The sequence below is a fragment of the Arthrobacter sp. UYCu723 genome (assembly GCF_054059215.1).
This window is the reverse complement of record NZ_JBSSBW010000001.1, coordinates 728,706-751,172: the sequence shown is the minus strand read 5'-3', so window position 1 is coordinate 751,172 and position 22,467 is coordinate 728,706. Positions and strand designations below refer to the sequence as shown.

The following is a 22,467-nucleotide window of genomic DNA, read 5'->3' as shown; positions in this document are numbered from 1 at the left end:
GGCGCCGTCACCACTGGACATGTCCAGCCGCGGCCGGGAACAGTGGGCAGAACGCCATTTTGCCCACCGTCCGCGTTTAAGAATGGGCATGTCCCACGGGCCGGATGGCCACAGACCGCTGGCACAGCCCGATGAAGCCGCCCAGCTGTTCCAGGCCTTCCGGGTGCGTGGGGAGGTAGTTGGTCAGTTCCCGGGCACGGATTATTACGGCGCGCCACTGCCCGCGGGACACCGCCACGTTGATCCGGTTGCGCGAGAGCAGGAACTCCATGCCGCGCGGGGCCTCGGCCACCGCTGAACAGGCCATGGACACAATCACCACCACCGCCTCCTGTCCCTGGAACTTGTCCACGGTCCCGACACGAACCGCCGCATGGCCCGCGCCGTCCAGGGCATCACGGATCAGGTTCACTTGCGCGTTGTAGGCGGCCACCACCAGGATGTCCTGTGCCCCCAGCGGACGGTTCCCGGATTCGTCGTGCCATGCAAGCCCCAGGTGCCTGTTGACCTGGTGCACCACTTCGGCTGCCTCCTCGGGGGAGGACCTGATGTTGCCGCGGTGCTCCACCAGGACGGTTTCTATGCCGGCAGGAACTCCGTCCAGGCGGCGCAGGTCCGCGGCGGGGGCTGACCGCAGCCTGCCCTCATAGGAGAGCTCGGAAACGGCCCGGCACAGTTCGGAGGTCATGCGCCACGAGTCAGCCAGGAAATACCCGAGCTCGGGCGGAAGCGTGGCGTGGCCGGCGGAGATCCAGCCCAGGGCGGACTCATTGACGGGTTCGGGATGCGTGCCCTGGCTGACCTGAGGAAGTTGCTGCGGATCGCCGAGCAGCAGCAGCCGCGGGCTGGCTTGGGCCACAGCCAGCGTGTTGGCCAAAGAGAACTGGCCGGCCTCGTCAATCACGAGCAGATCCAGCGCGCCGGGAGGCACAGTGGCACCGGTCATGGTCCAGGCTGTGCCGCCCACCAGGGCGCCGCCCGGAGTGCTGAGCAGCCGGTCGACGTCGGCGGCAGCGCGGTGATCCCACGGCAGGGATTCGTTGTGCTTCACATCCTTGGCGACCCGGCGCGGATCCACGCCCGCCTTGGCCACCGCAGTCCGAAGCAGGTTCTCCACTACCGCGTGGGACTGGGCCACGACGCCGACCTTCCAGCCCCGGTCCACGAGCCTCGCAATGACATGCGAACCAACGTGCGTCTTGCCGGTACCTGGCGGTCCCTGGACCGCCAGGTATGAGTGATCCAGGGCTTCGACGGCTGCTGTGATGGCGTCAATGAAGCGGTCCGGGCGGTCGTCCGGGACGGGGAGGGAAGCGCCCGTCAGCAGCCGAGGCGGAATCCGGCGGACAAGATCCAGCGCCGGATGCTTACTGAAGGTCGGTTTTCCTGGCGAGCCTGACGTTCCGCCGGGCAGCCCCGCAGCAACCTCGTCAGCCAGCACCGCCAGCGCCTGCTCGAGGCTCTTGGTCGGGATGGGCTGGTCCTCGGTGAGGGCAATGGGAAGGTGGTCATACGGCTCGATGTTTCGGCGGAGCTTGTCCCGGATGACCACGGTGTCCTTGCCATCCTCGTGGTCGAGTTCCAGGATTTCCGTGCCGAACCATCCGTTGCGTCCGGTGCCGTCCTTGCCCGTGCCCTCCAGCCCTTCCGGAAGCGGGCGGTCATACATCCGGAACCACGTACTGCCCTCGCGGAGGTCCGAGCCGGCGCTCACAGCCCCGGTCAGCCGTACCTTCCGCTCCGAAAGCTTGGCGCCGTCCTTCCACCAGTCCTCCAGGATCCTGGCCTCCTCCACCAGAAAGACGTTGCGGTCCTGCTGGTGAGTGTCGGGTCCGTTTTCACAGCGGTCAAAGTGGGCCCACCAAAAGGCCTTGCGCTCGCGACGGTGGTAGTTCACGGCCGCGTCCACCATCGCGACGGCCTGTATGTCGGGATCCGGGCCGACGGCGTCGCCCGGATCCCGGGCCGCTTGGGCTGCAGTACGGGACTCTGCCGCACGGTGCAGAAAAGCCCTGATGACGCGTTCGGACGGTCGGACCGGGGCACTTTCCTCCCGTTCGGCTGGCACACCCCGCAGATTTTGTGGCGCCCCGCCCGTCCCCTCGCCGTGCCGTCCTTGACCGGGCCCGGTCCCGATGCCGCGCTCGTCCGCCAGCCGGAGCAGCCAGTCCCGGAGCTCGAGCGTGGAAAGGCAGTCGTACTCGTTGTAATCGGAGATTCCGGCGAGGATGGCCGCTGCGTCCTCGGCCAGCCCGGCGTCGCGGGCCTCGCAGTAATCGGCGTAGGCAACCACAGAGGCACCGGCGTCTTTCACATCACCGGAACGGAGATTGCTGCCCATGTACAGAGGTTCGAGCTTCTTGATGCTGTAGGAGTTCTCGGAGATTCGGATGCTGTTCCGCACGGTCTGGTAGAGGTCCACCAGAACGCCTTCGCGCAACCACTGGTCCACGGTGTCCTCGCCCGCCACATGCATGACAGACAGTTTCCGGAGGGCAGTTTTCTCGTAGGCGGCGTAGTGGTACACGTGCATGTCCGGGTACCGGCGCCTTCGGTCCTGCACGTAGTCCAGGAAATCGAGGAAGGCCTGTTTCTCCGCGTCCCGGCTGTGTGCCCAGAAGGGCCTGAACACGGTGTGCCCGCCACGTTGAAGCGGGGGCTCAATGACTCCGAACAGGTACTCGATTCCCCAGGTTCCGGTGGAACTTTCCTGCCACAGCGGATCACCTTCGAAGTCGAAGAAGATGTCGCCTTCGCTGGGCGTGGGGAGTTCTGCCAAGGTATTTTCCGCAATGACCCGGTAGCTGATGCTGTGCTGTTCGCCGTCCTTGACGTAGCTGACGGACCACTCGGCGGCGCCTGCGCCGCTTTGCATCCGGGCCTGGTCCTGCATCCGCAGAAGTGATGCGTTGGCCCAGGGCAGGCTGGCGTCAGCCAACTGCTTGACCGTGAAGATGCCTTGCGCGTGGAGTTTCTTGCGCTGAGCGGAGTTCATCCGTGCCACGAGCAGGAGGTCGTCGGTCGCCTTCACCTGCTCCTTGCAGTAGTCACACCGACCGCAGGCCATGACGCCGGACGCGCCCCAGCTCACCGTGTCGGCCTGATCGCGGTCGGCTGCCGTCAGCGCGAGGAACCGGTCCCGCCGCTCCCGGAACACCGGCAGGATGTCCGCGAGTTTATGGCTGCTCCTGACGTAATCGAAGCCGCCGCCAGCCACAGCCAACGTGGCACCGAGGATGAGCGTCACCTCCGGGTCCGGGGTGATGCCGGCCTGCAGCAGCTGGTCGCCATACGCAGCCAGCTGGAGCAGCGCGGTCACCTTTGCATGCCGGGCCAGTTTGGCGTCGTACACGGCGTAGCTGCCGTCATCCTGCTTGACGAGGAAATCGGAACGCCCGTGGAAACGGCCGTCAAAGAAGGCCGCCTGGAACACGACGTCGGCTCCGGCGCGCAGCGCCTCGATGGATTCCGCATGTTTCGCCAACAGCGTGGCCCGGTCCATGTCAGCAGCCGCAGGGACGTCGTACACGCCACGGCCCGTAGCTGGATTCCAGGCACCGAACTGGCCCAGGAACTTGTCCAGGACCTTGTGCTCGTGGATATCGCCGAGCTTGGCTGTGCGTACCAGCATCTCGTCGGTATCGAATTCGGCCTTGGGGGACCGGCCCAGTTTTTCGTCGAGCTTCCGCAGCAGCTGGTACTCACACGTGGCCGCAATGACGAGATCGCTCGCGGAAAAGACCAGATCCTGTGCCAGGTCCGGAACTTCCGGTTCAAGAAGAAACACTGTGCCCCCGTTGTTTTGGCCCGCGTTGTTTTGGCCCCCGTTGTTTTGGCCCGCGTTGTTTTGGCCCGCGGCGCCGTTGAAGTCCTATTGCCAAGCTATCAAAGCCCGCCGACAATTTGACCGCCGGCCGTGCTCCGACTCCAGGCGTGCGCAGGGCGCACAGACGCGCAGGCATGGGCAGGGGCTCAAGCAGGGATGCGGACAGACGCGGAGGTAGGGGCGGCGGGATGGCTCGCACGGGAGCCGTGCCGGGCCCGTCAGGGAAGCCCGCAATCCTGACATCTCGGTGTATTGCGCATGGCCATGTATAGGTGCATCGTAATACTCAAGGTTGTCCTGTGCACAACCCAAGAACAGGTTTTCGTGATGTGGATCGGCGAGGCCGACAGGGCATTTATCCGGGGCAATTTCACTGCGCTTAAGGAACCCGAAATCGGGGGCGTCGCTGCTCAACGTATTCCGGAAGTCATTCAATCCGTTTCCGAAATGCTCGCGGACATCGAGAAGAACGGCATGGACGCCGTTCTTAAATACTCGCGGATGCTGGACGGCTGGGCGGGCACCGACGTCGAGATCAGCCAGGCTGAATTGGCTCAAACCGGTGACCAGCTCCCCCCTGCACTCCGTGAAGCACTCGGCGCCAGCGCGGAGCGCACCCGACTGTTTGCGCTCGAGCAACGAAAACACCTGACGGACTTCGAGACGGAAGTCCTGCCGGGCGTCGTGGCAGGTCAGAAGTACATCCCTGTTCCCCGGGTTGGCGCCTACCTTCCTGCCGGGCGCTTCCCCATCCTCGCAAGCGCCTTCATGACCGTGGGTGTCGCCAAAGCGGCGGGCGTTCCCAGCGTCATCGCGTGCACTCCGCCCACCAGTCCAACCGGCGGGCACCCCGCTGTTCTGCACGCCGCCTACCTTGCACGGGTTGACAGGGCATTCGCCATCGGCGGCGTGCAGGCACTGGCCGCCATGGCATTTGGACTGCTCGGCGGGCAACCCGTGGACATCCTCGTCGGAGCCGGTAACGCCTACGTTACGGAGGCCAAGCGCCAGCTCTTCGGCAGGGTGGGCATCGATCTTCTCGCAGGGCCGTCCGAGGTCGCCGTAATCGCTGACGAATCCGCGGATCCGGAACTCGTTGCAGCAGACCTGCTGGGCCAGGCCGAACATGGTCCGCAGTCACCGGCATCCCTGGTCACCACATCGGCGTCCCTGGGTCGGGAAGTCATCAGCCACATCGAAAAGCAACTGGAAACGCTGGCCACCCGGGACATCGCCGGTCCGGCTTGGCGCGATTTTGGAACGGTATACGTTGCCGACGATCGGGAAACGGCCGTGGAAATCATGGATCTGCTGGCTCCGGAGCATCTGGAAATCCAGACCGTCGATGACAACTATTACCACGAGAACCTCAAGAACTATGGCTCCATTTTCCTAGGGCCATGGTCCACCGTCGCGTACTCGGACAAGGGCATCTCCGGCACCAACCACGTGCTGCCCACCGGTGGCGGCGCACGGTCCTCGGCCGGTCTATCCGTAGCCAGGTTTCTCAAGCCGCTGACGTTCCAGCGGGTCGAGAGGGAGGCTACTCCGCAACTGGCCCAGTACGTTTCAGAGATTTCCGCTTTCGAGGGCATGGAAGCCCACAAAGCCACGGCGACGCTCTGACTCAATCGTTTCAACCGCTAGTACCGTCCCCCTCTATCAAAGGCACCAAGATGAAAAGTTCGATCAAACTGAGCAAGCGCCTCAGGGCTCTGCTACCCATGGGCGTCGTGGCTGTCCTGGCGCTGTCGGCGTGTGGCTCCGGTTCATCCACCGGCGGGGGCGGCGGCGGGGAACAGAAGACGGTCACCATCGCCACGTCCAATGACGCCCCCTTCTCGTTTACCGATCAGGCAACCGGGGAACTCAAGGGAATTGACGGCGAGATGATGAACGAAATTGCCGCCAGCAAGGGATGGAAGGTCAAAGTCTTCACGTCCGAGTTCGCCACGCTGATCGCCGCACTTTCAGCGAAGAAAGCCGACGCCATCGTCGATGCCATGTACATCACGGATGACCGAAAGAAACAGATTGATTTCACTGACCCCTGGTACACCGAGGGCGAGGCAATGGTGGTTCCGGCGGATTCCACTCTCGCCTCCCGGGATGACGTCAAGGGGAAGGTGCTCGGCGCCCAGACCGGTACCGTGTTCAAGGACCTCGTCGACAGCCTCGGCGGAAGCCAGGTGAAGCTCTTCGATTCCCAGGCGGCTTTGCTTGCAGCGGTTGAGAACAAGCAGGTTGACGCTGTATTCACGGACAGTGCAGTTATTGGGTACAGTCTCGTGCAGAAACCGAATCCGAAGCTGAAGCTTGTGACGCCGTACACGCCGTTCTACCCAGGCATCATCGGTGCCGGAGTCCGCAAGGACGATACCCAGTTGCTGAAAGACCTCAATTCCGGACTGGCAGACCTGAAGAAATCACCGAAGTACCTTGAGATCCTCAAGAAGTACGGCCTGACCGAAGCCAACGCGGCCAAGTAGATCCACGCACAGCCGGCGGCCAGTCTGACGGAATAACGACGCCGACAGCCGCCGCCGGCCATGCCCGCCCCGAAGCTAGGGATCCCGTCATGGACTTCATAAATAACACCCTCGCCGTATTCCCGGCACTACTTGTCGCTGTACCCGTTGTTGTGCAATTGGCGCTTGGAGCCATGTTGCTGGCCCTTGTCTTGGGACTGCTGATCGCCCTGGCGCGAATCTCAAGCATTAAAATCCTTCGCGGCATCGCCACCTTCTACCTCGAGGTCATCAGGGGAACCCCTCTGCTGGTGCAGTTGGTTTACATCTTCTTCGTGCTGCCGAGTGTCGGAATCGAAATCGAGCCGGTCCCGGCCGGCATCCTGGGCCTCGGGCTCAACTATGCGGCCTATCTGTCGGAGGTGTTCCGGTCTGCCATCCTGTCGGTGGAGCACGGCCAGACCGAGGCCGCGCTGTCGCTCGGATACACGCCAACCAAGACACTGTGGAAGGTCGTGATTCCCCAGTCGTTCGTCGTCTCCATGGGACCGATCGGAAATTACTTCATCGCCATGATCAAGGACACTGCCCTCACCTCGGTAATCGCAGTTACGGAAATCCTGAAGACGGCCAATATCCTCAACAGCCAGACGTTTCAAACCACGGCCATTTACACCGCCGCGGCCATTCTGTATCTGATAATTAGCCTCCCACTCTCGCGCGTCGTGGTAGTGCTTGAACGAAAGGCGCGCTCCAGTGGTTGACGACACCATCATCAACGTTCGCGACGTACACAAAACCTTCGTTTCCGAAACGAAGCCTTCACTGTGGAGCCGACTTACCGGCCGGGCCCACGTGCAGAAACGAGTCGAGGTACTCAAGGGCGTCGATCTAACAGTCCACCGCGGCGAAACCGTCGCCATTCTTGGCTCCAGCGGATCAGGCAAGAGCACGCTTTTACGCTGCATCAACAAGCTCGAAACCATCGAGGCCGGGAGAATCTATGTCAACGGACACCTCATCGGCTACGAGGAGAAGGACGGGGAACTGATCAGCGAGAAAGCGTCCATCACCGCGAAAAAGCGCACCGATATCGGAATGGTCTTCCAGCAGTTCAACCTGTTCCTGAACAAGACCGCACTCGGCAACGTCATGGCTCCGCTCCGCGACGTCAAGAAAATGTCGGCGGCGGAAGCCCGGGAAATCGCCATACCCACGTTGGAATTGGTGGGGCTCGGAGACAAGATGGAAAACTATCCGAGCAAGCTTTCCGGCGGTCAAAAGCAGCGCGTCGCCATTGCGCGTGCCCTGGCCATGGAGCCCAGCGTCATGCTCTTCGACGAACCGACGTCCGCGCTGGACCCCGAGCTGGTGGGGGAGGTCCTTGCGGTGATCAAGAAAATCGCACAGCAGGGAACAACCATGGTCATCGTCACCCATGAAATGCAGTTCGCCAGGGAAATTGCGGACCGTATCGTGGTGATGGACCAGGGCGTTATCGTCGAGCAGGGGCCGCCGGAAGCCATCTTCACCCACCCGCAACATGCCAAGACCAAGGCTCTCCTCAGCCGCTCGGGAATGATCCCCAGGGAGTCTACGGACAGCTGACCCAAGACGAACGACGGCCTACTGGGCTGCCACTGCATCACTTATGTCGCGGGCTTGGTAGACCCAATTGGTGGCCGGCCATGCAGCCGTCGGCGGCCCGGTGAGGCAAAATGTTGTGGGTGACTCAAAACCCGCAGCGCCCTCACACTTCCCCAGCAACCCCGGATTCAGCGATCCACACACAGATCGCAGCCGAGCTCGGCGTCAAGGCCTGGCAGGTGAAGGCGGCCGTTGACCTGCTCGACGCCGGGTCCACCGTGCCCTTCATCGCCCGGTACCGCAAGGAAGCCACCGGCACGCTGGATGACACGCAACTCCGCGAGCTCGAGGAGCGGCTGCGCTACCTGCGCGAACTCGAGGACCGCCGCGGGACCATTCTCGAAGCGATCGCCGCGCAGGGCCAGCTGACCCCGGAGCTGCAGGCCGCCGTCGTCGGCGCCGACACCAAATCCCGACTCGAGGACATCTACCTCCCGTTCAAGACCAAGCGGCGTACCAAGGCCCAGATCGCCCGCGAGGCCGGGTTGGAGCCGCTCGCCGACGCCCTGCTGAAGCGGCCCGAACTGGATCCGGAGCGCGAAGCGGCCAAGTACCTCAACGCCGAACATTCGATCGGGGACCCGGCTGCGGCGCTCGCGGGTGCCCGTTCCATCCTGGTGGAACGGGTCGCGCAGGATGCCGACCTGGCCGCGACCCTGCGGGAGCGGCTCTGGACACAGGGCCGGATGGTGTCCCGGGTCAAGAAGGGCAAGGACGCCGAGGGCCAGAAGTTCAAGGACTACTTCGAGTTCTCCCAGTCGCCCTCCGGGATGCCCTCGCACCGGGTTCTAGCGCTGTTGCGCGGCGAGAAGGATGGCGTGCTGGAGCTGGACCTCGCCGAAGCCGAACCGAACGACGACGCCGCCCTCACCGCCGCGCGCGGCCGGTACGAGGCCGCCGTGGCCAGGTGCCTCGGGGTTGCCGACCGCGGCCGGCCCGCCGACGCTTGGCTGTTGCAGACCGCGCAGCTGGCCTGGCGCTCACGGGTGCTGGCCCGGCTGACTGCTGATCTGCGCAGCCGGATGTTTGCCGCCGCAGAGGACGAGGCCGTGCGCGTGTTCGCCGCCAACCTGCGCGACGTTCTGCTGGCGGCCCCCGCCGGGAACCGTGCCACCCTGGGCCTCGACCCGGGACTGCGGACCGGAGTGAAGGTCGCCGTGGTGGACGGCACCGGCAAAGTGGTCGCGACGGACACCGTCTACCCGCACGCCCCGGCCCGGAAATGGGACGAGGCGCTGCGGACCCTCGTCGGCCTGGCCAAGAAGCACGGCGTCGAACTCGTGGCGATCGGCAACGGCACGGCCTCCCGGGAGACGGACAAGCTCGCCGCCGAGCTGCTGAAACAGCTCGGCACGGGATCGGACTCCGCCAACCTGGGCGCCAAACCGCAGAAAATCGTGGTGTCCGAGGCCGGCGCCTCGGTGTATTCGGCGTCGGCGCTCGCCGCCGCGGAACTGCCCGGCATGGACGTGTCCCTGCGCGGTGCCGTCTCGATCGCCCGGCGCCTGCAGGACCCGCTCGCGGAGCTCGTGAAGATCGAGCCGAAATCGATCGGCGTCGGGCAGTACCAGCACGACGTCACGGCCGCGAAGCTGGACCGCAGCCTCGACGCCGTGGTCGAGGACTGCGTGAACGCCGTGGGTGTGGACGTCAACACCGCGTCGCCCGCGCTGCTGAGCCGCGTGGCCGGCGTCGGACCCTTGCTGAGCGAGAACATCGTGGCGTACCGGAACGAGCACGGCCCCTTCAACAAGCGCAGCGAGCTGAAGAAGGTGCCTCGGCTCGGCGCCAAGGCGTTCGAGCAGTGCGCCGGCTTCCTGCGGATCAGCGGGGGAGCGGAGCCGCTGGACGCCTCCAGCGTGCACCCGGAGGCCTACCCGGTGGCCCGGAAGATCAAAGCCGCGGCAAAGAACCGCCCCCTGGGGGAGAAATACGCGGCGCTGAACCCGCAGGACTTCGTGGACGGCACCTTCGGGCTGCCCACCGTGCAGGACATCATCGCCGAGCTCGAGAAGCCGGGCCGGGACCCGCGTCCGGCTTTCGCGGCCGCAACGTTCTCGGAAGGGATCGAGAAGATCTCCGACCTCAGGCCCGGCATGGTGCTGGAGGGCACGGTGACCAACGTGGCGGCATTCGGCGCGTTTGTCGACGTCGGCGTGCACCAGGACGGGCTGGTGCATGTGTCCGCGCTGGCCAACCGCTTCGTCTCCGACCCCCGCGAGGTGGTCAAGTCCGGGCAGGTGGTACGGGTCAAGGTGCTGGAGGCGGATCCGGAACGGAAGCGCATCTCGCTGACCTTGAGGCTCGACGACGAACCGGCAGCTTCCGGCGGCACCGCACCTTCTACCGGAGGCAGCGCACCTTCTTCGGGGGGCCGCGCGAGCGGGCGGCCGCAGGCGCCCGCCAAACAGCAGACGCCCGCCAAGCAGCAGGCGCCCGCCAAGCAGCAGGCGGCAGCCAGGCAGACTCGGCCCGCACCGGCTTCGGCCAACACGGCGATGGCAGAGGCTCTCCGGAAGGCGGGACTCGGCAAGTAGAACCGCATATCGCCGAAAAGCTACCGCTTGGCGCATAACTAGTACGTTTGCTGACGATCTGCACCATGCTTGCCGGAGGCGAACGGCCCAAATACAGGCCGTTCGCCTCTGTGTCGCTGGACATCGATGTCGTTGACGAGCAAGGGGAACAATTATGGGCTGGCTGGATCGCGAACGAACTATCGCCCCACCGGGATTCAACCGGTGGCTGGTGCCTCCCGCAGCGCTCGCTGTGCATCTGTGCATCGGCCAGGCGTACGCGACGAGTGTGTACAAGACGGCGCTGGTGAAGCACTTCGGCGCCAGCCTGACGGAGATCGGCGTGATCTTTTCCATCGCGATCGTGATGTTGGGCCTTTCGGCTGCCATCATGGGCACCTGGGTGGATAGGAAAGGCCCGCGCCAGGCGATGTTCACCTCGGCCGTGTTCTGGGCGAGCGGCTTCCTGATCGGCTCCTTCGGCATCTTCAGCGGCCAGCTCTGGCTCGTCTACCTCGGTTACGGCTTCGTCGGCGGGATCGGCCTGGGCATCGGCTACATTTCCCCGGTTTCGACCCTGATCAAATGGTTCCCCGACCGTCCAGGACTGGCCACGGGCATGGCCATCATGGGCTTCGGTGGCGGCGCGCTGATCGCCAGCCCGGTCTCTACGGCACTGCTCAAGATGTACGATCCCAACTCCGGCGCCAAGGGCTGGGTGGCCAGCGGCGACTCGGTGGGCAAGCTCTTCCTGACCCTCGCCGCCGTCTATTTGGCCTACATGCTCTTCGGCGCCTTCACCATCAAGGTCCCCGCCGAGGGCTGGAAACCGGCCGGCTTCGACCAGTCCAGGGTCAAGGCCTCCAAACTCGTCACCACGGACAACGTCTCGGCCAAGAACGCGGTCAAGACCAAGCAGTTCTGGCTCGTCTGGATCGCCTTGTTCTGCAACGTCACGGCGGGAATCGGCATCCTGGAACAGGCCGCGCCGATGATCCAGGACTTCTTCCGCCAGTCCGACGGCGTGTCCCTGGTCAGCGCCGGCGTCGCCGCCGGCTTCGTCGGGCTGCTCTCCATCGGCAACATGGCCGGCCGCTTCGCCTGGTCCGCGACCTCGGACGCGACCGGCCGCAAGCGCATCTACATGGTGTACCTCGGCGTCGGTGCCGTGCTCTACACCGTGCTGGCGCTGGCCGGGTCCACAACCACGGCCCTCTACGTGCTCCTGGCGTTTGTGATCATCTCCTTCTACGGCGGCGGCTTCTCGACCGTCCCGGCCTACCTGCGCGACCTCTTCGGCACCTTCCAGGTGGGGGCCATCCACGGCCGGCTCCTGACGGCCTGGTCCGCGGCCGGTATCGCCGGACCACTGATCGTAAACGCTTTCCTGGACGCCCAGGGCAAGCCGGGGCAGTTGAACGCCGCGTCCTACCAGCCCGCACTGTTGACCATGGTGGGGCTGCTGGTGATCGGCTTCGTGGCCAACCTCCTGGTCAAGCCGGTGGATGCGGGCTTCCACGAACCCCGTCCCGACCGCGTCCGGTCCGAAGAACCCGCCCTGGAGGCTTGAGATGAGTGCAGCAAACGAATCACCCGGAAAACCGTCCACCGGAAAGTTGACCACCGCGTGGGCCCTGGTAGGGGTGCCGCTCGCCTACGGCGTGTACGAGACGCTCACCCGGGTGGCAGCCTTGGTTGGCTGACACCGTGGTGACAGGTGTCCTTGGCCGCTCGCGCCGCCCGGCTCCTGTGCCGTTCACGCGCCCGGAGCCGTTCACCACCCGTCCCACGCTGCAAGGCACGTTCGGGATGAGCGCGTCCACGCGATGGGTTCGCCCGGCGGCGACCAGCAGGACCAAAGGCAATTGCCGCACCTGCTGCGCACCATCGTGGGCGGGTACTCGCCACAGCAGGCGATCGACGCACCGACGTTCCATACGACGTCGATGCCCGGCTCGTTCTGGCCGCCCGCCTGGGAACCAGGCGGCGCCGTCGTCGAGGACCGGCTCGGTGAGGACGTCATCGCGGGGCTGGAGCGCCGCGGGCACGTTGTGACCCGGGCTGGCGACTGGGCGCTCGGGCGGCTCTCCGCCGTCTTGCGGGATCCCGAAACCGGGGTCCTGCAGGCAGCCGCCAATCCGAGGGGCGCGCAGGGGTACGCCGCGGGGCGGTAGCCGGCTGGAAGCGCCCGACCGTACCAGGACGCTCAGCCAATGAACTCGTTGAGCGCAATCAGGTTGCCTTCCGGATCTTTCAGGAAGGCCGACTTGGCCTGGCCGAAGTCCATGACGTCTCCGACCGCCTTCCCCTCCACGCCGGCGAAGCTGGCGGCTGAGAGCGGCTGAAACGTCGCGCCCCGGGCCTTCAGCGACTCAACGAGCTCCTCGATGCCGGTGACCATAAAGCTGCCCACAGGGTATGGCGGCGGAACGCGGTCCGGCATCTCGCTGAGGGCGATGCTCGAGCCTCCCGCGGCGCCGAACACCATGGGGTCGTCCGTGGGGCCAGTGAGAAGATCCACGCCGAGGACGTCACGGTAGAAGCTCCGGGCGCGGTCTCCGTCCTTTGCCGGGAGGATCGGATTGACGTAATAGCGGTTGAGCATGTTCGGCCTCCTCGTTCGCAGCGTGTTTGCGGGTAGTTAGATCGTGGCAGATTCCGCTGCAGGTTTGGAGGCTCGCTGGGGCGCTGCCGGGGCCCGCCGCACCGGGTCAGGAGGCACCGCTGTCATGCGGCCGTGCCTGGCTCTGCGGGACGGAAATAGTGGTTGCGGCGGGGGCGTTAACGGGGGTCCAGGTGTGGTGGCGGGATGAACCAGGGAATCCCGGTCGTGAGCCGAATGGTCCATTGTTCCTTGTGGATCAGATGGTGGTGGTGGGAACAGAGCAGGACCCCGTTTTCTGTTCCCGTGGTCCCGCCACGGGACCAGTAGCTGATGTGGTGGGCCTCGCACCAGGGTGCGGGGATGGTGCAGCCGGGGAAGGCGCAACCCTGGTCGCGGGCGGTGAGGGCTTTGCGGATGTGCGGCGGGAAGATCCTGGAAGCCCGGCCGATGTCCAGGATCCGGCCGTCGCCGCCGAGCAGGACCGGGATGATGTCCGCGTCGCAGGCGATCTTGCGGACGGTGGAGGCGGTGACGGGCCCGGTGAACAGCAGCGACCCGGTGCCCGCCCCCGGCTGTCCGGTGTCTGCCGAGGCGCATGTGGAGTCCTGAAGCCGGGTGAGCAGGTCCCGGTAGTCGATGGTGACCATGACCTGGGGGCGGAGCCCACCGGCGGCGGGCAGCGATCCGGCGGCGAGTGCGACCTTGCAGGCACCGACCAGGCCGTCGAGCAGCTTCTGCGGCCGCGAGCGGAGGTCCAGGCCCGGCAGCGCGGGGTCCTCTACCGGACCGGCGGCTGCGGGGGCATCCCCAGGGACACCGGCAGCCGCCGAAACACCAGCAGTCCCAGCACCGGCCGCCGAAACACCCCCGGCAGCTCCAGCGCCGGCAGCACTCGAACCACGGTCGGTCTCACCTGCGGCAGGGCTGAGCCCGGACTCCTCACCGTCTGCCGCGGACGCGACATCCGTTCCGGCGGAAGCCGGGGCGGTGGCGGTGGTGCGGGGGTTGGTGGCGGTGTTCATGACGGTGAGGAGGTGTTCGAACTGTTCGGTGGTCGCGAAGATCTCGAGGTGCTGGAGGCCGTGACGGGGCGGGCGGATGAAGGCGCCCTGGAGCTGGCGGAGGAGTTCCTCGGAGGGCTCGGCGCCGTCCTGGTCCAGGGCCTCGGTCCAGCCCCGGGCGACGCGGACCAGGAAGTCCGGATCGTGCTCTGCCGCGGTGCGGGTCAGGGCGTGTTCCATCCGGCCGGCGGCCTCGGCGTCGCAGAGGTGCCGGACCCGGTCCTGGGCCGCGGTGATGATGCTCGCGGACCGGGACGCGATCTCTCCGGCGGCGACGGCGGCGCCGAGCTCCGCGTGGACCGGGGGCTGGGGCAGGCCGGTGAGTCCCTGGCGGGGCAGCAGTCCCCGGGCGAGGCAGAGCCGGCGCCGGGCCTCGGACGCCCCGATCCGCAGCCTGGCCCGCAGGAACTCCTCGGTATTCTTGTAAACGTCATCCACCGCCGCCACGGCTGACGCGTCATCCGCGGCCGCCGCAGCCGACGCGGGCACTTCCGTGGTCCCGGCAGGATCCGCGGCCACGGAGGTCTCCGTGGTCTCCCAGCCGCCGGGGCTGTCCCGCCAGCCGGTGGTCCACGAGCCGCCGACAGTGACGGCCGAGGCCGCGGCGGCGGCCTGTTTCCGGGTCCGGTCCACGGCGGCGGCGGCCACGAGCTGCAGATACTCCACCGTCCGCGAGAGTTCCTCCACCCGGCCGGCGAAATCCGACGCGGCCTGGAATCCCCAGGCCGCCGCGTCCTGCACCGCCGTCGAACCCACGTCCTGCAGCATCGCCAGGGCGCCGTCCACGCCGGGCCGCGGGACCGGGGCTGCGCCCCGGTCCGCGTCCTGGAAAGGAATGAAATCCCTGACGGCTTCCATAACCCAACTCAACCAAGGGGGTACGACATTATTAGCCCCGCTCATGGGTGGCGGCCGGTGCGGCCGCCCATTCCTTGCCGTCCGGCAGAATTCAGGAAGCAGAATTCAGGAGGCAGAAGTCAGGAGGCAGTATTCAGGACGCGCGATCCAAGACCCGCGGCGGGCCAAACTGTGTGCGGACCCCCGGCGAATACAACACCGACTCCGGTGGTCCTGCGACATTGAGGCCAGCAGCGCCCACCAGCTCGTCCCCAAGCAGAGTCACTTGCGCCCGGTACAGCGTCCACGGACTGTGCGCGTTGGGGACATATAGGGTCCGGCCCCTGAACCGGGTATGCAGTCCGAACCGGGCCGTGAGATGGATCGACAGCGGATCGGCGGCTTCGACGTCGAGCTCTGCGGCTACCGCGAAATCGCTCCGGGCGCCGCCCCGGAACCGGCGCACCGAATACCCAGCCGACCGAGCGGTACCGGCCGACCCAGCGGTCGTTTTGGGCTCGGCAGACCCGGCGGACCCGGCGGACCCTTCGGCTCCGGCGGTCCCGGCGACGGCGGTGCGGCCATTGGGATCCAATGAATCCGCACCAAGGAAGCTCGCACGCGACCACACATAGGGAATCCCGGCCGCCCGCGCGGCCAGCACCACAGCCAAGCGCGAAGCATCCAGGCTCAGGAAAACTACACCACGGGTGCCGTCCGGCTCCCGGGAGTAGAGGCGCACGTTGATCTCGTTGAAGCTCCCGAAATACGGGATACCAGGACCGCGACCAAGTCCAGCACCCTGCATGCGGAAGCCGATCAGCCCCACCCAGGCGGATCCGTCGAAGACGTCCGGCACGACGCCCTGCGGCATGAACGACGCCGCCACGGCCTCAGGGATGCGCCAATGCAGGAAGACGGCGTCCATCCACCGCTGGTACATGATGATGGGCGTCGGAAGTTCGGGTGCATCCGGCCAAGGATCTACGCCAATTCGGATCATCCCGCTTCGGTCGGCATGGTGAGAAGGCTCCGGGAGCCCAATAGACGCGGAGTCCATTGGTTTCGGAGCCCTCGCCCGTCAGTTCAGCGGCCGGGTTCCTTCCGGCAGGGCCCCGCCGGCCAGCAGCTCCGCCGTGGCATCGGCCAAGGCGGTCAGCGCCACGCGCTGGGTCCATGGGCCGTATGAAATGCGGGCCACACCAAGTTCCTGAAGTTTTGCCGGGGCCAGGGAACCGGGCCCGTTGATGACCGAAATCTTGTTCCAGCCGATACCCTCCACCAGTGCGGTGACGGTGGCCTCGTCCAACAGACCCGGCACAAACACGGTCGTCGCCCCTACGTCGAGGAAGGCACGGCCCCGCTCAATGGCATCGGCAAGCACCGCGGAGGGGTCCCGGTCCTTGCCCTTCAAGAAGGCGTCGGTGCGGGCGTTGAGCACGAAGTCGATGCCCTCGGCTTCGGCTGCGCGGGCCGCGGCCCGCATCTGCTCCACGGCATCGCCGGGCGGACGCATCTGGTCCTCGATGTTGGCGCCGACAATGCCAACTCCAATCGCTTTGCGCACCGTCTCGCCAGGGTTCCCGTAGCCCGATTCGAGGTCGGCACTGACCGGCAGCGACGTCGAGGCCGCGATCCGCCGGACGGCGTCGATCATTTCTGTGACCGGAATTTTCTCGCCGTCCGGATAGCCGCGCGAAGCGGCGATCGAATGGCTGGCCGTGGCCAGGGCAGCGATGCCTGGCACGTCGGCGACCACCTTCGTGGAAATGGCGTCCCAGACGTTGATGACCTGCAGGATTTCGGGTGCTTGGTGGAGGCGGAGCAATTCAGTGGCTTTGGCGGCAAGGGAATTGGCGTTTTCAGTCATTTCCCGAGCCTAGCCGGAGCCTGCGACACCCGAAAGGGTTCTCAGCCCGCAGCTGACGCGGCGGAGGAACCCGCGGGCTGCTTCTGCCACGGCCAACGCCCCGTGATTTCCAGCTCGAGCGAGAAGCTCAGGAACGTCCGGATGAGCACGATAATGGCGAGCACCCCCACGCTCTCGAACGTTGGCGTGACGGCGACGGTCCGGATGATGTCGGCCGCGACCAGCAGCTCCAGCCCCAGCAGGATCGAGCGGCCCAGCAGCTGTCGGTAGGAGCGGTAGATGGAGAGCGGTTCGGATCCAGCAGGCAGGCGCCGTGGCTGGAACCCGCGCAACGCCATCGGGATGGACACGACAGCGCCGACCACCATAACGGCCACGCCGGCGAAGTCCATGAAGCGTCCGACCGTCTCAATAATGTGCTGAAAATCCATGGGTCCCCCGGAGAAGTAGGCAGTGATGTCCAACGCAGGTCTTAGGGGTGCCGCACACCGACGCCGGCGAGAACGTCCCGGTAGCCTTCGCGGAAACTCGGGTACCGGAATTCGAAACCGGTGGCCCGGAGCAGCGCATTGCTGCAGCGTTTGTTGCCGCCGCGCGATGGCTCTCCGCCGGGGTCAGCAGAGGACGACGCCGGCCGGAGGAGTCCCAGCTCGGCCGCCAGGAAGCTCAGCACCTCTCCCAGCTCGGCTGGTTCGTTGTCGACGCCCAGATACACAGGCCCGGGAACTGCGTCCATGGTGCACAGCTGGACGATTGCGGCGGCGGCGTCGTCGCGGTGGATGCGGTTGGTGAAGCGCGGTTCGGCCGGAATCACGGCCGCTCCGCCGCGCACCTGGTCGATCAGCCGGGTCCGGCCCGGCCCGTAGATCCCGCCAAGCCGCAGCACCACGGGGGTGACGCCGGTGCCGCGCAGGCGGCGGTAGAGCAGTTCCTCCGCCTCGCGGAGGGTTCGACCCGAGAACCCGCCGGGTTCCGGCGTCGTGCGTTCATCAATCCAGCCGCCGCCAGCGTCGCCGTAGACCGCGGTGGAGGAGACAAACAGGACCCGGCGGATGCCGGCCCCGGAGGCCAGCACCGCGTCGAGCACGTTCGACAGCCCGCCCACATAGGCGGCCCGGTAGGCATCCTCCGTGGGGGAGTCCGCCGCAATCGCGACGACGACGGCGGTGGTATCCGCCGGGATGGGCGGCAGTACGCCGGAGCTCAAGTCAGCCGCGGCGCCTTCGATCTCCGCCGGCAGTTTCTCCGGCGAGCGCCGCCAGCCCACCACGCGGTGGCCGGCCGCTGCAAAAAGCAACCCGGCCTCGGTCCCCAGATCGCCGCAACCGGCCAGCAGAACAGTCATAGGCCCAGTCTGCCAGTGTTTGAGAAGCACCACTGGCGGGCTTGAGCGAATCTTGAAGTGATCTTGTCTTCCACCGGGGTGCTGCCTTGCCTCCGCCGCACTCCTCGCCGCAGCCGGCCGCCCGACGTTGGATCTGGGGCCTGACGCCCGACGCCGGACCGGCGTCGGGCGTTCTTGTGCTGGTTACCTTGCGGGAATCGGGAAGAAGGCCCGCGGATCCTGCAGCAGAGCCGGGTAGTCAAAGGCCGAGCGGTCCAGGATCTCGTCGACCTGGAAGTTGCGTGCGAACTGGCCGTCCACGGTGATCGGACGGCCCAGGACCTTGCCTATCGCGAAGGAACTGCCGCCATGGACCGGGATGGCGACCACGGAGTTGCCCGGGAGGGTCTTGAACGCCTCTTCCTGTTGCTGCCGCTTGCGCGTGGGCTTCTTGACGAGCTGCTTCGGCGGCAGCTTGCGTACCTTGGCCGGGCGGCGGGCGCCCGAGTCCGCGTACACGAACTGGTAGTCCTCCTCCTCGGAGGTAGTCTTCGCACGTCCCACCGGCGGCAGGCTGACGGTCTTCAGCTGCTCGGGCGCGGTGTCGCCGAGCGGCAGTCGGAGTACCCAGATACGCTCGCCGGAAGGATCCTCCGGCAGCAGCTCGAGCTTCGGCTCGGGCCAGACGTACTCCAGGTCCGCTTCCGTACCGGGGAACAAGGGCGTGTAGAAGCGCGGATCCTTGGCGATCAGCTTGGAGCGGTGGCTCAGGTGCAGCTCGGGATCGCCGAGCCACTGCGGCATGGGGATCTTGGCGGCGTAGTCGGGGTGGGCTGCCTGGGGCGCGAACTCCATGATCTTGTCCCGGGTGGTGTCCTCGCCGCCGCGGGCCGTCCATTCGTCCACCACTGACAGGCCGTAGAGCGTCAGCGCCGGAACGTACCCCATCCACATCCGGATGGCCGGGTGCGACTGCCAGCCATACTCCGGGATCACCAGCGCACGCAGGATCTGCAACGCTTCGATGCGCTGCTTGCCGAGCCGCTCGCGGTCCAGTACCGCGGCGCTCTGCTGGAAATCCGGGAAGGGGAGAAAGGTCTGCATCTCTCCAGTTTGAGGCCCCGGACCAAATGCACCAATTGCAGAGGCTTCCTGGTGAGCGTGTTCACATTTCGGAACCGGACAGGCGGCTCTCAGCTTCGGCGCGTAAACTAGCACGAAACACCCCTGCCGCCCGGGAGGCACGCCCCATGTCGAACAAATCAATAACTACATCTGCGGCGCTGATAGCGCCCAAGTACGGACAACTGCTCAGCCCGGACGCCAACGGGATTCTGGTGCTGGAAGAGTTCACGATCGACCCGGAGGCTGCCCGCAAAGAGCAGCACGGTTTCCGGGCGGCTATCGCTTCCGTGGCACTCACCATGCGTCGCCTGCTGGCGCTCCGCCTCTTCATCGCCGTTGTAGCGATCGCCAACCTGCCGCTGTTCCTGCTCTCCAGCGGTTGGGAGATCTACGTCATCTCGCTGACGCTCGTGGTGGCGGTCCACGCCGCGGTGTCCTGGCTCAACCGCCACGAACCACGGATCCGGCAGCGCCGGATGCTGGAATTGCACCTGCACCGGGAACAGAGCGCCAACTACCGCAAGGTCCGCGACGCCGTGAAGTACGTCATTGACGCGCCGGCCCGGATGAACGAAAACCTCTACCTCGAACTCCTTGGTGCCAAGCGGGTGGCTCTCCACCTCGCCATGGGCACCGTGGCCCTGCTGGATACCAGCGACGACGCCGCCTGGAAGGTCCGGATCGTCCGCGAAATTCCGCGCGCCGCCTGAGCCGGTCCAACCAAGAAGGCGAACCGACGCGGGGGCCCGCCCGCAAGGGCGCGCTCCGGCGTCGTCGTTTCTGCGGGTTGTCAGCCGCCCGCCTGATGCCGCCCGCCTTTGCTGGGCAAATCGGCAGCATGCTGTTCACTTTGCATTGGTCCGACTCTGTCCGCCCCACAGGGTTGCGCTGGGCATATCCTTGCCGGATGGAACCTTACGACGGCGGCGCGGACGCCGGCACTGATGCGGCCGCGACAGACCCCGACAGCGGAGCGGCGCCTGAGCCGGTCGAAGTCCCCGAGGGGGTCAACGGCGTGCTTCCGGTCGCGGAGCTGCACGTGCACATTGAGGGAACGCTGGAGCCCGAGCTGATTTTCGCGCTGGCCGAGCGCAACGGGATCCAGCTGCCGTATGCGGACCTGGACGAGCTGCGCTCGCGCTATGAGTTCACGGACCTGCAGTCCTTCCTGGACCTCTACTACGCCAACATGGCGGTGCTGCAGACCGAGCAGGACTTCGCCGACATGACCCGGGCGTACCTGGCCCGGGCGGGGCTCGCCGGGGTGAGGCATGCCGAGATCATGCTGGACCCGCAGGCGCACCTGTCCCGCGGGATTTCGCTGGAGACCTGCGTCAACGGAGTGGCATCGGTGCTGTCGACCTCCCGCGAGGAGTTCGGCGTCTCCACCTTGCTGATCGCGGCCTTCCTGCGCGACCTCGCCGAGGAATCCGCCCTGGAGGTGCTGGAGCAGCTGCTCGCCATGGGAGCCCCGATCGCCGGAATCGGCCTGGATTCCGCCGAGGTGGGCAACCCGCCGGCGAAGTTCGAGCGGCTTTTTGCCCGTGCCAGGGAGGCCGGCCTGCACCGGATTGCGCACGCCGGCGAGGAGGGCCCGCCGTCGTACATCATCGACGCGCTGGACATCCTGGGTGTGGAACGGATCGACCACGGCATCCGGTGCATGGAGGACCCCGAGCTGGTGGAGCGGCTGGTGAACGAGCTCATGCCGCTGACCGTGTGCCCGCTGTCCAACGTCCGGCTCAGGGCGGTGGACACCCTGGCTGCGCACCCGCTGCCGGCGATGCTCGCGGCCGGGCTGAACGTGAGCGTGAACTCGGACGATCCGGCGTATTTCGGCGGGTACGTGGACGACAACTTCGCGCAGCTGAAGTCGGTGATCGGGCTGTCCGAGTTCGACTTCGTGCGAATGGCGGCGAACTCGATCCGTTCCTCCTTCGCGAGCGAGGAACGGAAGACGGAACTGCTGGCCGAGCTGGCGGCGTCCGGGCACTAAATCTGGGCTGAGGATAGGCATGCACAGGCGCCGGACGGGCAGCACTACCTGGTGCGGACCGGCTCCATTGAAGGAACAGACCCTGAACTGACGGACGATATTGTTCAAGGCCTGCTCGACTTCCTTGATGTTCAGAGCCGCTGATGAATTGTACGGGCACCACGAACTCGAAGAACCGCTGATCGCCAGGAATTCCGGATAGCCTGGCCTCATGCAGATGGGGGAAATCGGGAAACCATGGACGGACGCTGAGATTGCACTGACTGTCGAGAGCTACTTCAGCATGTTGAGGGAAGAGTTGCTCGGCCGCGGATTCAACAAGAGCGCAGAGAATAAGAAGCTCCAGGCCTCGATCGGTCGGAGTAAGGGTTCCATTGAATTCAAGCATGCAAACATCAGCGCGGTCTTGGAATCCATGAATTCGTTTTATATCGACGGCTACAAGCCGCGGCGTAACGTCCAGGAATCCCTTCGCCGGGAAGTAATCCGCCGCCGCTTGGAAGAGACGGACCTTGATGCGCTAATGCTCCAGAAGTTGGACGAGCCGTTGCCGGCGGCGATTGACCTACTGCTGCATCTCGAGCCGGCCCCCGACGTGGAATTCGAGGAAAAGGTCTTCCATCGCAGGGCCGGAAGGGTGAATTTTGTCCGTCTGGAGGCGGATAAGAGGGAGCTGGGACTGGCGGGTGAGCTTGCCGTCGTCGGCTATGAAACGCGCAGATTGGAATTGGCAGGTAAACCAAAACTGGCTGCCAAAATCGACCATGTCTCCCAGAGCCAGGGCGACGGCATGGGGTACGACGTGCTCTCCTTCGATGAAAATGGCCGAGAACGCTTCATCGAAGTCAAGACCACCCGTAGACGAAAAGAGTGGCCGTTCCTTGTGACCCGGAATGAACTCGACTTCAGCCAGGAAGCTGCCGGGCAGTTCCACCTGTACCGGGTCTTCCAGTTTGGCCAGAACCGGCCAGGCCTTTACTCCCTGGCGGGTCAACTTGACGCCACGTGCCGCCTCGAACCCACTGTCTATGAAGGACTACCCAAGCACGCCGTCGTAGGTCTGTAACCGGAAGCACCCCGGGGCGAAGGGCCCGTCGCCTTCTCACGATCGAAGCTACTCACGGGTACCGGTGCGTTGATCCCCCGCGCACTCCGGTTTGGGCTGTCATAGTGGGTCACGACACGCAGAGTT

At 65.7% G+C, this 22,467-nt stretch carries 18 protein-coding genes and 1 pseudogene; 11 read left to right on the top strand and 8 right to left on the bottom strand.

The window, feature by feature from the left end:
• Positions 1-76: 76 nt before the first annotated feature.
• Entirely contained in the window at positions 77-3,787 is a 3,711-nt protein-coding gene (locus ACVWZ8_RS03310) for a TM0106 family RecB-like putative nuclease (RefSeq protein ID WP_456503782.1), read from the bottom strand.
• A 303-nt stretch (positions 3,788-4,090) separates the two neighbouring features.
• On the opposite strand from ACVWZ8_RS03310, the gene hisD reads away from it, so the two are divergent.
• The 8 genes and pseudogenes from hisD to ACVWZ8_RS03270 form a co-directional block, all read left to right on the top strand.
• Positions 4,091-5,452, top strand: a complete 1,362-nt coding sequence (gene hisD, locus ACVWZ8_RS03305) for a histidinol dehydrogenase (protein WP_456503781.1) — start codon at positions 4,091-4,093, stop codon at positions 5,450-5,452.
• Positions 5,453-5,502: 50 nt separating this feature from the next.
• Positions 5,503-6,315 carry an ABC transporter substrate-binding protein gene (locus ACVWZ8_RS03300; protein ID WP_426976276.1) on the top strand — a complete coding sequence of 271 codons (813 nt, stop codon included), beginning with the start codon at positions 5,503-5,505 and terminating at the stop codon, positions 6,313-6,315.
• Between the two features lie 89 nt (positions 6,316-6,404).
• Positions 6,405-7,058 (top strand): amino acid ABC transporter permease, encoded by a 654-nt coding sequence (locus ACVWZ8_RS03295; RefSeq protein WP_426976277.1) that lies wholly within the window; start codon positions 6,405-6,407, stop codon positions 7,056-7,058.
• Complete coding sequence (locus tag ACVWZ8_RS03290; RefSeq protein ID WP_426976278.1) at positions 7,051-7,902, top strand: amino acid ABC transporter ATP-binding protein; 852 nt, start codon at positions 7,051-7,053, stop codon at positions 7,900-7,902. Before ACVWZ8_RS03295 ends, ACVWZ8_RS03290 begins: the two co-directional genes overlap by 8 nt.
• A 110-nt stretch (positions 7,903-8,012) precedes the next feature.
• A complete protein-coding gene (locus tag ACVWZ8_RS03285) occupies positions 8,013-10,478 on the top strand; it encodes a Tex family protein (RefSeq protein WP_456503780.1) in 2,466 nt (821 codons plus the stop codon).
• A gap of 154 nt (positions 10,479-10,632) precedes the next feature.
• On the top strand, positions 10,633-12,027 hold the full coding sequence (locus ACVWZ8_RS03280) for an OFA family MFS transporter (RefSeq protein WP_426976280.1): 1,395 nt from the start codon (positions 10,633-10,635) through the stop codon (positions 12,025-12,027).
• 1 nt (position 12,028) lies between these two features.
• A complete protein-coding gene (locus ACVWZ8_RS03275) occupies positions 12,029-12,160 on the top strand; it encodes an MFS transporter small subunit (RefSeq protein WP_456503779.1) in 132 nt (43 codons plus the stop codon).
• Positions 12,161-12,274: 114 nt separating this feature from the next.
• A pseudogene (locus ACVWZ8_RS03270) lies at positions 12,275-12,631 on the top strand (gamma-glutamyltransferase); the annotation flags it as partial.
• Positions 12,632-12,663: 32 nt separating this feature from the next.
• Here the strand turns inward: ACVWZ8_RS03270 and ACVWZ8_RS03265 are convergent.
• The 7 genes from ACVWZ8_RS03265 to ACVWZ8_RS03235 all read right to left on the bottom strand — a co-directional run bounded on the left by ACVWZ8_RS03265 (position 12,664) and on the right by ACVWZ8_RS03235 (position 19,258).
• A complete protein-coding gene (locus ACVWZ8_RS03265) occupies positions 12,664-13,062 on the bottom strand; it encodes a VOC family protein (RefSeq protein ID WP_456503778.1) in 399 nt (132 codons plus the stop codon).
• Positions 13,063-13,238: 176 nt separating this feature from the next.
• Positions 13,239-14,981: a DUF222 domain-containing protein gene (locus tag ACVWZ8_RS03260; RefSeq protein WP_456503777.1), complete on the bottom strand. Its 1,743-nt coding sequence runs from the start codon at positions 14,979-14,981 to the stop codon at positions 13,239-13,241.
• Positions 14,982-15,114: 133 nt separating this feature from the next.
• Positions 15,115-15,963 (bottom strand): YqjF family protein, encoded by an 849-nt coding sequence (locus ACVWZ8_RS03255; protein WP_456503776.1) that lies wholly within the window; start codon positions 15,961-15,963, stop codon positions 15,115-15,117.
• A 78-nt stretch (positions 15,964-16,041) separates the two neighbouring features.
• Entirely contained in the window at positions 16,042-16,830 is a 789-nt protein-coding gene (locus ACVWZ8_RS03250; protein WP_426976285.1) for an isocitrate lyase/PEP mutase family protein, read from the bottom strand.
• A 41-nt stretch (positions 16,831-16,871) separates the two neighbouring features.
• The gene (locus ACVWZ8_RS03245; protein WP_426979817.1) at positions 16,872-17,261 is read right to left on the bottom strand and encodes a DUF1622 domain-containing protein; all 390 of its coding nucleotides are present in this window, start codon (positions 17,259-17,261) and stop codon (positions 16,872-16,874) included.
• 41 nt (positions 17,262-17,302) lie between these two features.
• Positions 17,303-18,175 (bottom strand): SDR family oxidoreductase, encoded by an 873-nt coding sequence (locus ACVWZ8_RS03240; RefSeq protein ID WP_456503775.1) that lies wholly within the window; start codon positions 18,173-18,175, stop codon positions 17,303-17,305.
• A gap of 183 nt (positions 18,176-18,358) precedes the next feature.
• Positions 18,359-19,258, bottom strand: a complete 900-nt coding sequence (locus ACVWZ8_RS03235) for an MSMEG_6728 family protein (RefSeq protein WP_426976287.1) — start codon at positions 19,256-19,258, stop codon at positions 18,359-18,361.
• A gap of 146 nt (positions 19,259-19,404) precedes the next feature.
• Between ACVWZ8_RS03235 and ACVWZ8_RS03230 the strand changes: the two genes are divergently transcribed.
• The 3 genes from ACVWZ8_RS03230 to ACVWZ8_RS03220 all read left to right on the top strand — a co-directional run bounded on the left by ACVWZ8_RS03230 (position 19,405) and on the right by ACVWZ8_RS03220 (position 22,341).
• Positions 19,405-19,989 carry a hypothetical protein gene (locus ACVWZ8_RS03230; protein WP_426976288.1) on the top strand — a complete coding sequence of 195 codons (585 nt, stop codon included), beginning with the start codon at positions 19,405-19,407 and terminating at the stop codon, positions 19,987-19,989.
• 197 nt (positions 19,990-20,186) lie between these two features.
• Positions 20,187-21,275 (top strand): adenosine deaminase, encoded by a 1,089-nt coding sequence (locus tag ACVWZ8_RS03225; protein WP_456503774.1) that lies wholly within the window; start codon positions 20,187-20,189, stop codon positions 21,273-21,275.
• A 211-nt stretch (positions 21,276-21,486) separates the two neighbouring features.
• Positions 21,487-22,341: a DUF3883 domain-containing protein gene (locus ACVWZ8_RS03220; RefSeq protein ID WP_426976290.1), complete on the top strand. Its 855-nt coding sequence runs from the start codon at positions 21,487-21,489 to the stop codon at positions 22,339-22,341.
• The last annotated feature ends 126 nt before the right edge of the window (positions 22,342-22,467 follow it).

What these genes read in the sequence shown, in the direction of transcription:
- hisD (WP_456503781.1), top strand. Translation starts at nt 4,091, where the DNA reads ATGTATAGGTGCATCGTAATACTCAAGGTTGTCCTGTGCACAACCCAA.
- ACVWZ8_RS03300 (WP_426976276.1), top strand. Translation starts at nt 5,503, where the DNA reads ATGAAAAGTTCGATCAAACTGAGCAAGCGCCTCAGGGCTCTGCTACCC.
- ACVWZ8_RS03295 (WP_426976277.1), top strand. Translation starts at nt 6,405, where the DNA reads ATGGACTTCATAAATAACACCCTCGCCGTATTCCCGGCACTACTTGTC.
- ACVWZ8_RS03285 (WP_456503780.1), top strand. Translation starts at nt 8,013, where the DNA reads ATGTTGTGGGTGACTCAAAACCCGCAGCGCCCTCACACTTCCCCAGCA.
- ACVWZ8_RS03280 (WP_426976280.1), top strand. Translation starts at nt 10,633, where the DNA reads ATGGGCTGGCTGGATCGCGAACGAACTATCGCCCCACCGGGATTCAAC.
- ACVWZ8_RS03275 (WP_456503779.1), top strand. Translation starts at nt 12,029, where the DNA reads ATGAGTGCAGCAAACGAATCACCCGGAAAACCGTCCACCGGAAAGTTG.
- ACVWZ8_RS03265 (WP_456503778.1), bottom strand. Translation starts at nt 13,062, where the DNA reads ATGCTCAACCGCTATTACGTCAATCCGATCCTCCCGGCAAAGGACGGA.
- ACVWZ8_RS03260 (WP_456503777.1), bottom strand. Translation starts at nt 14,981, where the DNA reads ATGGAAGCCGTCAGGGATTTCATTCCTTTCCAGGACGCGGACCGGGGC.
- ACVWZ8_RS03255 (WP_456503776.1), bottom strand. Translation starts at nt 15,963, where the DNA reads ATGATCCGAATTGGCGTAGATCCTTGGCCGGATGCACCCGAACTTCCG.
- ACVWZ8_RS03250 (WP_426976285.1), bottom strand. Translation starts at nt 16,830, where the DNA reads ATGACTGAAAACGCCAATTCCCTTGCCGCCAAAGCCACTGAATTGCTC.
- ACVWZ8_RS03245 (WP_426979817.1), bottom strand. Translation starts at nt 17,261, where the DNA reads ATGGATTTTCAGCACATTATTGAGACGGTCGGACGCTTCATGGACTTC.
- ACVWZ8_RS03240 (WP_456503775.1), bottom strand. Translation starts at nt 18,175, where the DNA reads ATGACTGTTCTGCTGGCCGGTTGCGGCGATCTGGGGACCGAGGCCGGG.
- ACVWZ8_RS03235 (WP_426976287.1), bottom strand. Translation starts at nt 19,258, where the DNA reads ATGCAGACCTTTCTCCCCTTCCCGGATTTCCAGCAGAGCGCCGCGGTA.
- ACVWZ8_RS03230 (WP_426976288.1), top strand. Translation starts at nt 19,405, where the DNA reads ATGTCGAACAAATCAATAACTACATCTGCGGCGCTGATAGCGCCCAAG.
- ACVWZ8_RS03225 (WP_456503774.1), top strand. Translation starts at nt 20,187, where the DNA reads ATGGAACCTTACGACGGCGGCGCGGACGCCGGCACTGATGCGGCCGCG.
- ACVWZ8_RS03220 (WP_426976290.1), top strand. Translation starts at nt 21,487, where the DNA reads ATGCAGATGGGGGAAATCGGGAAACCATGGACGGACGCTGAGATTGCA.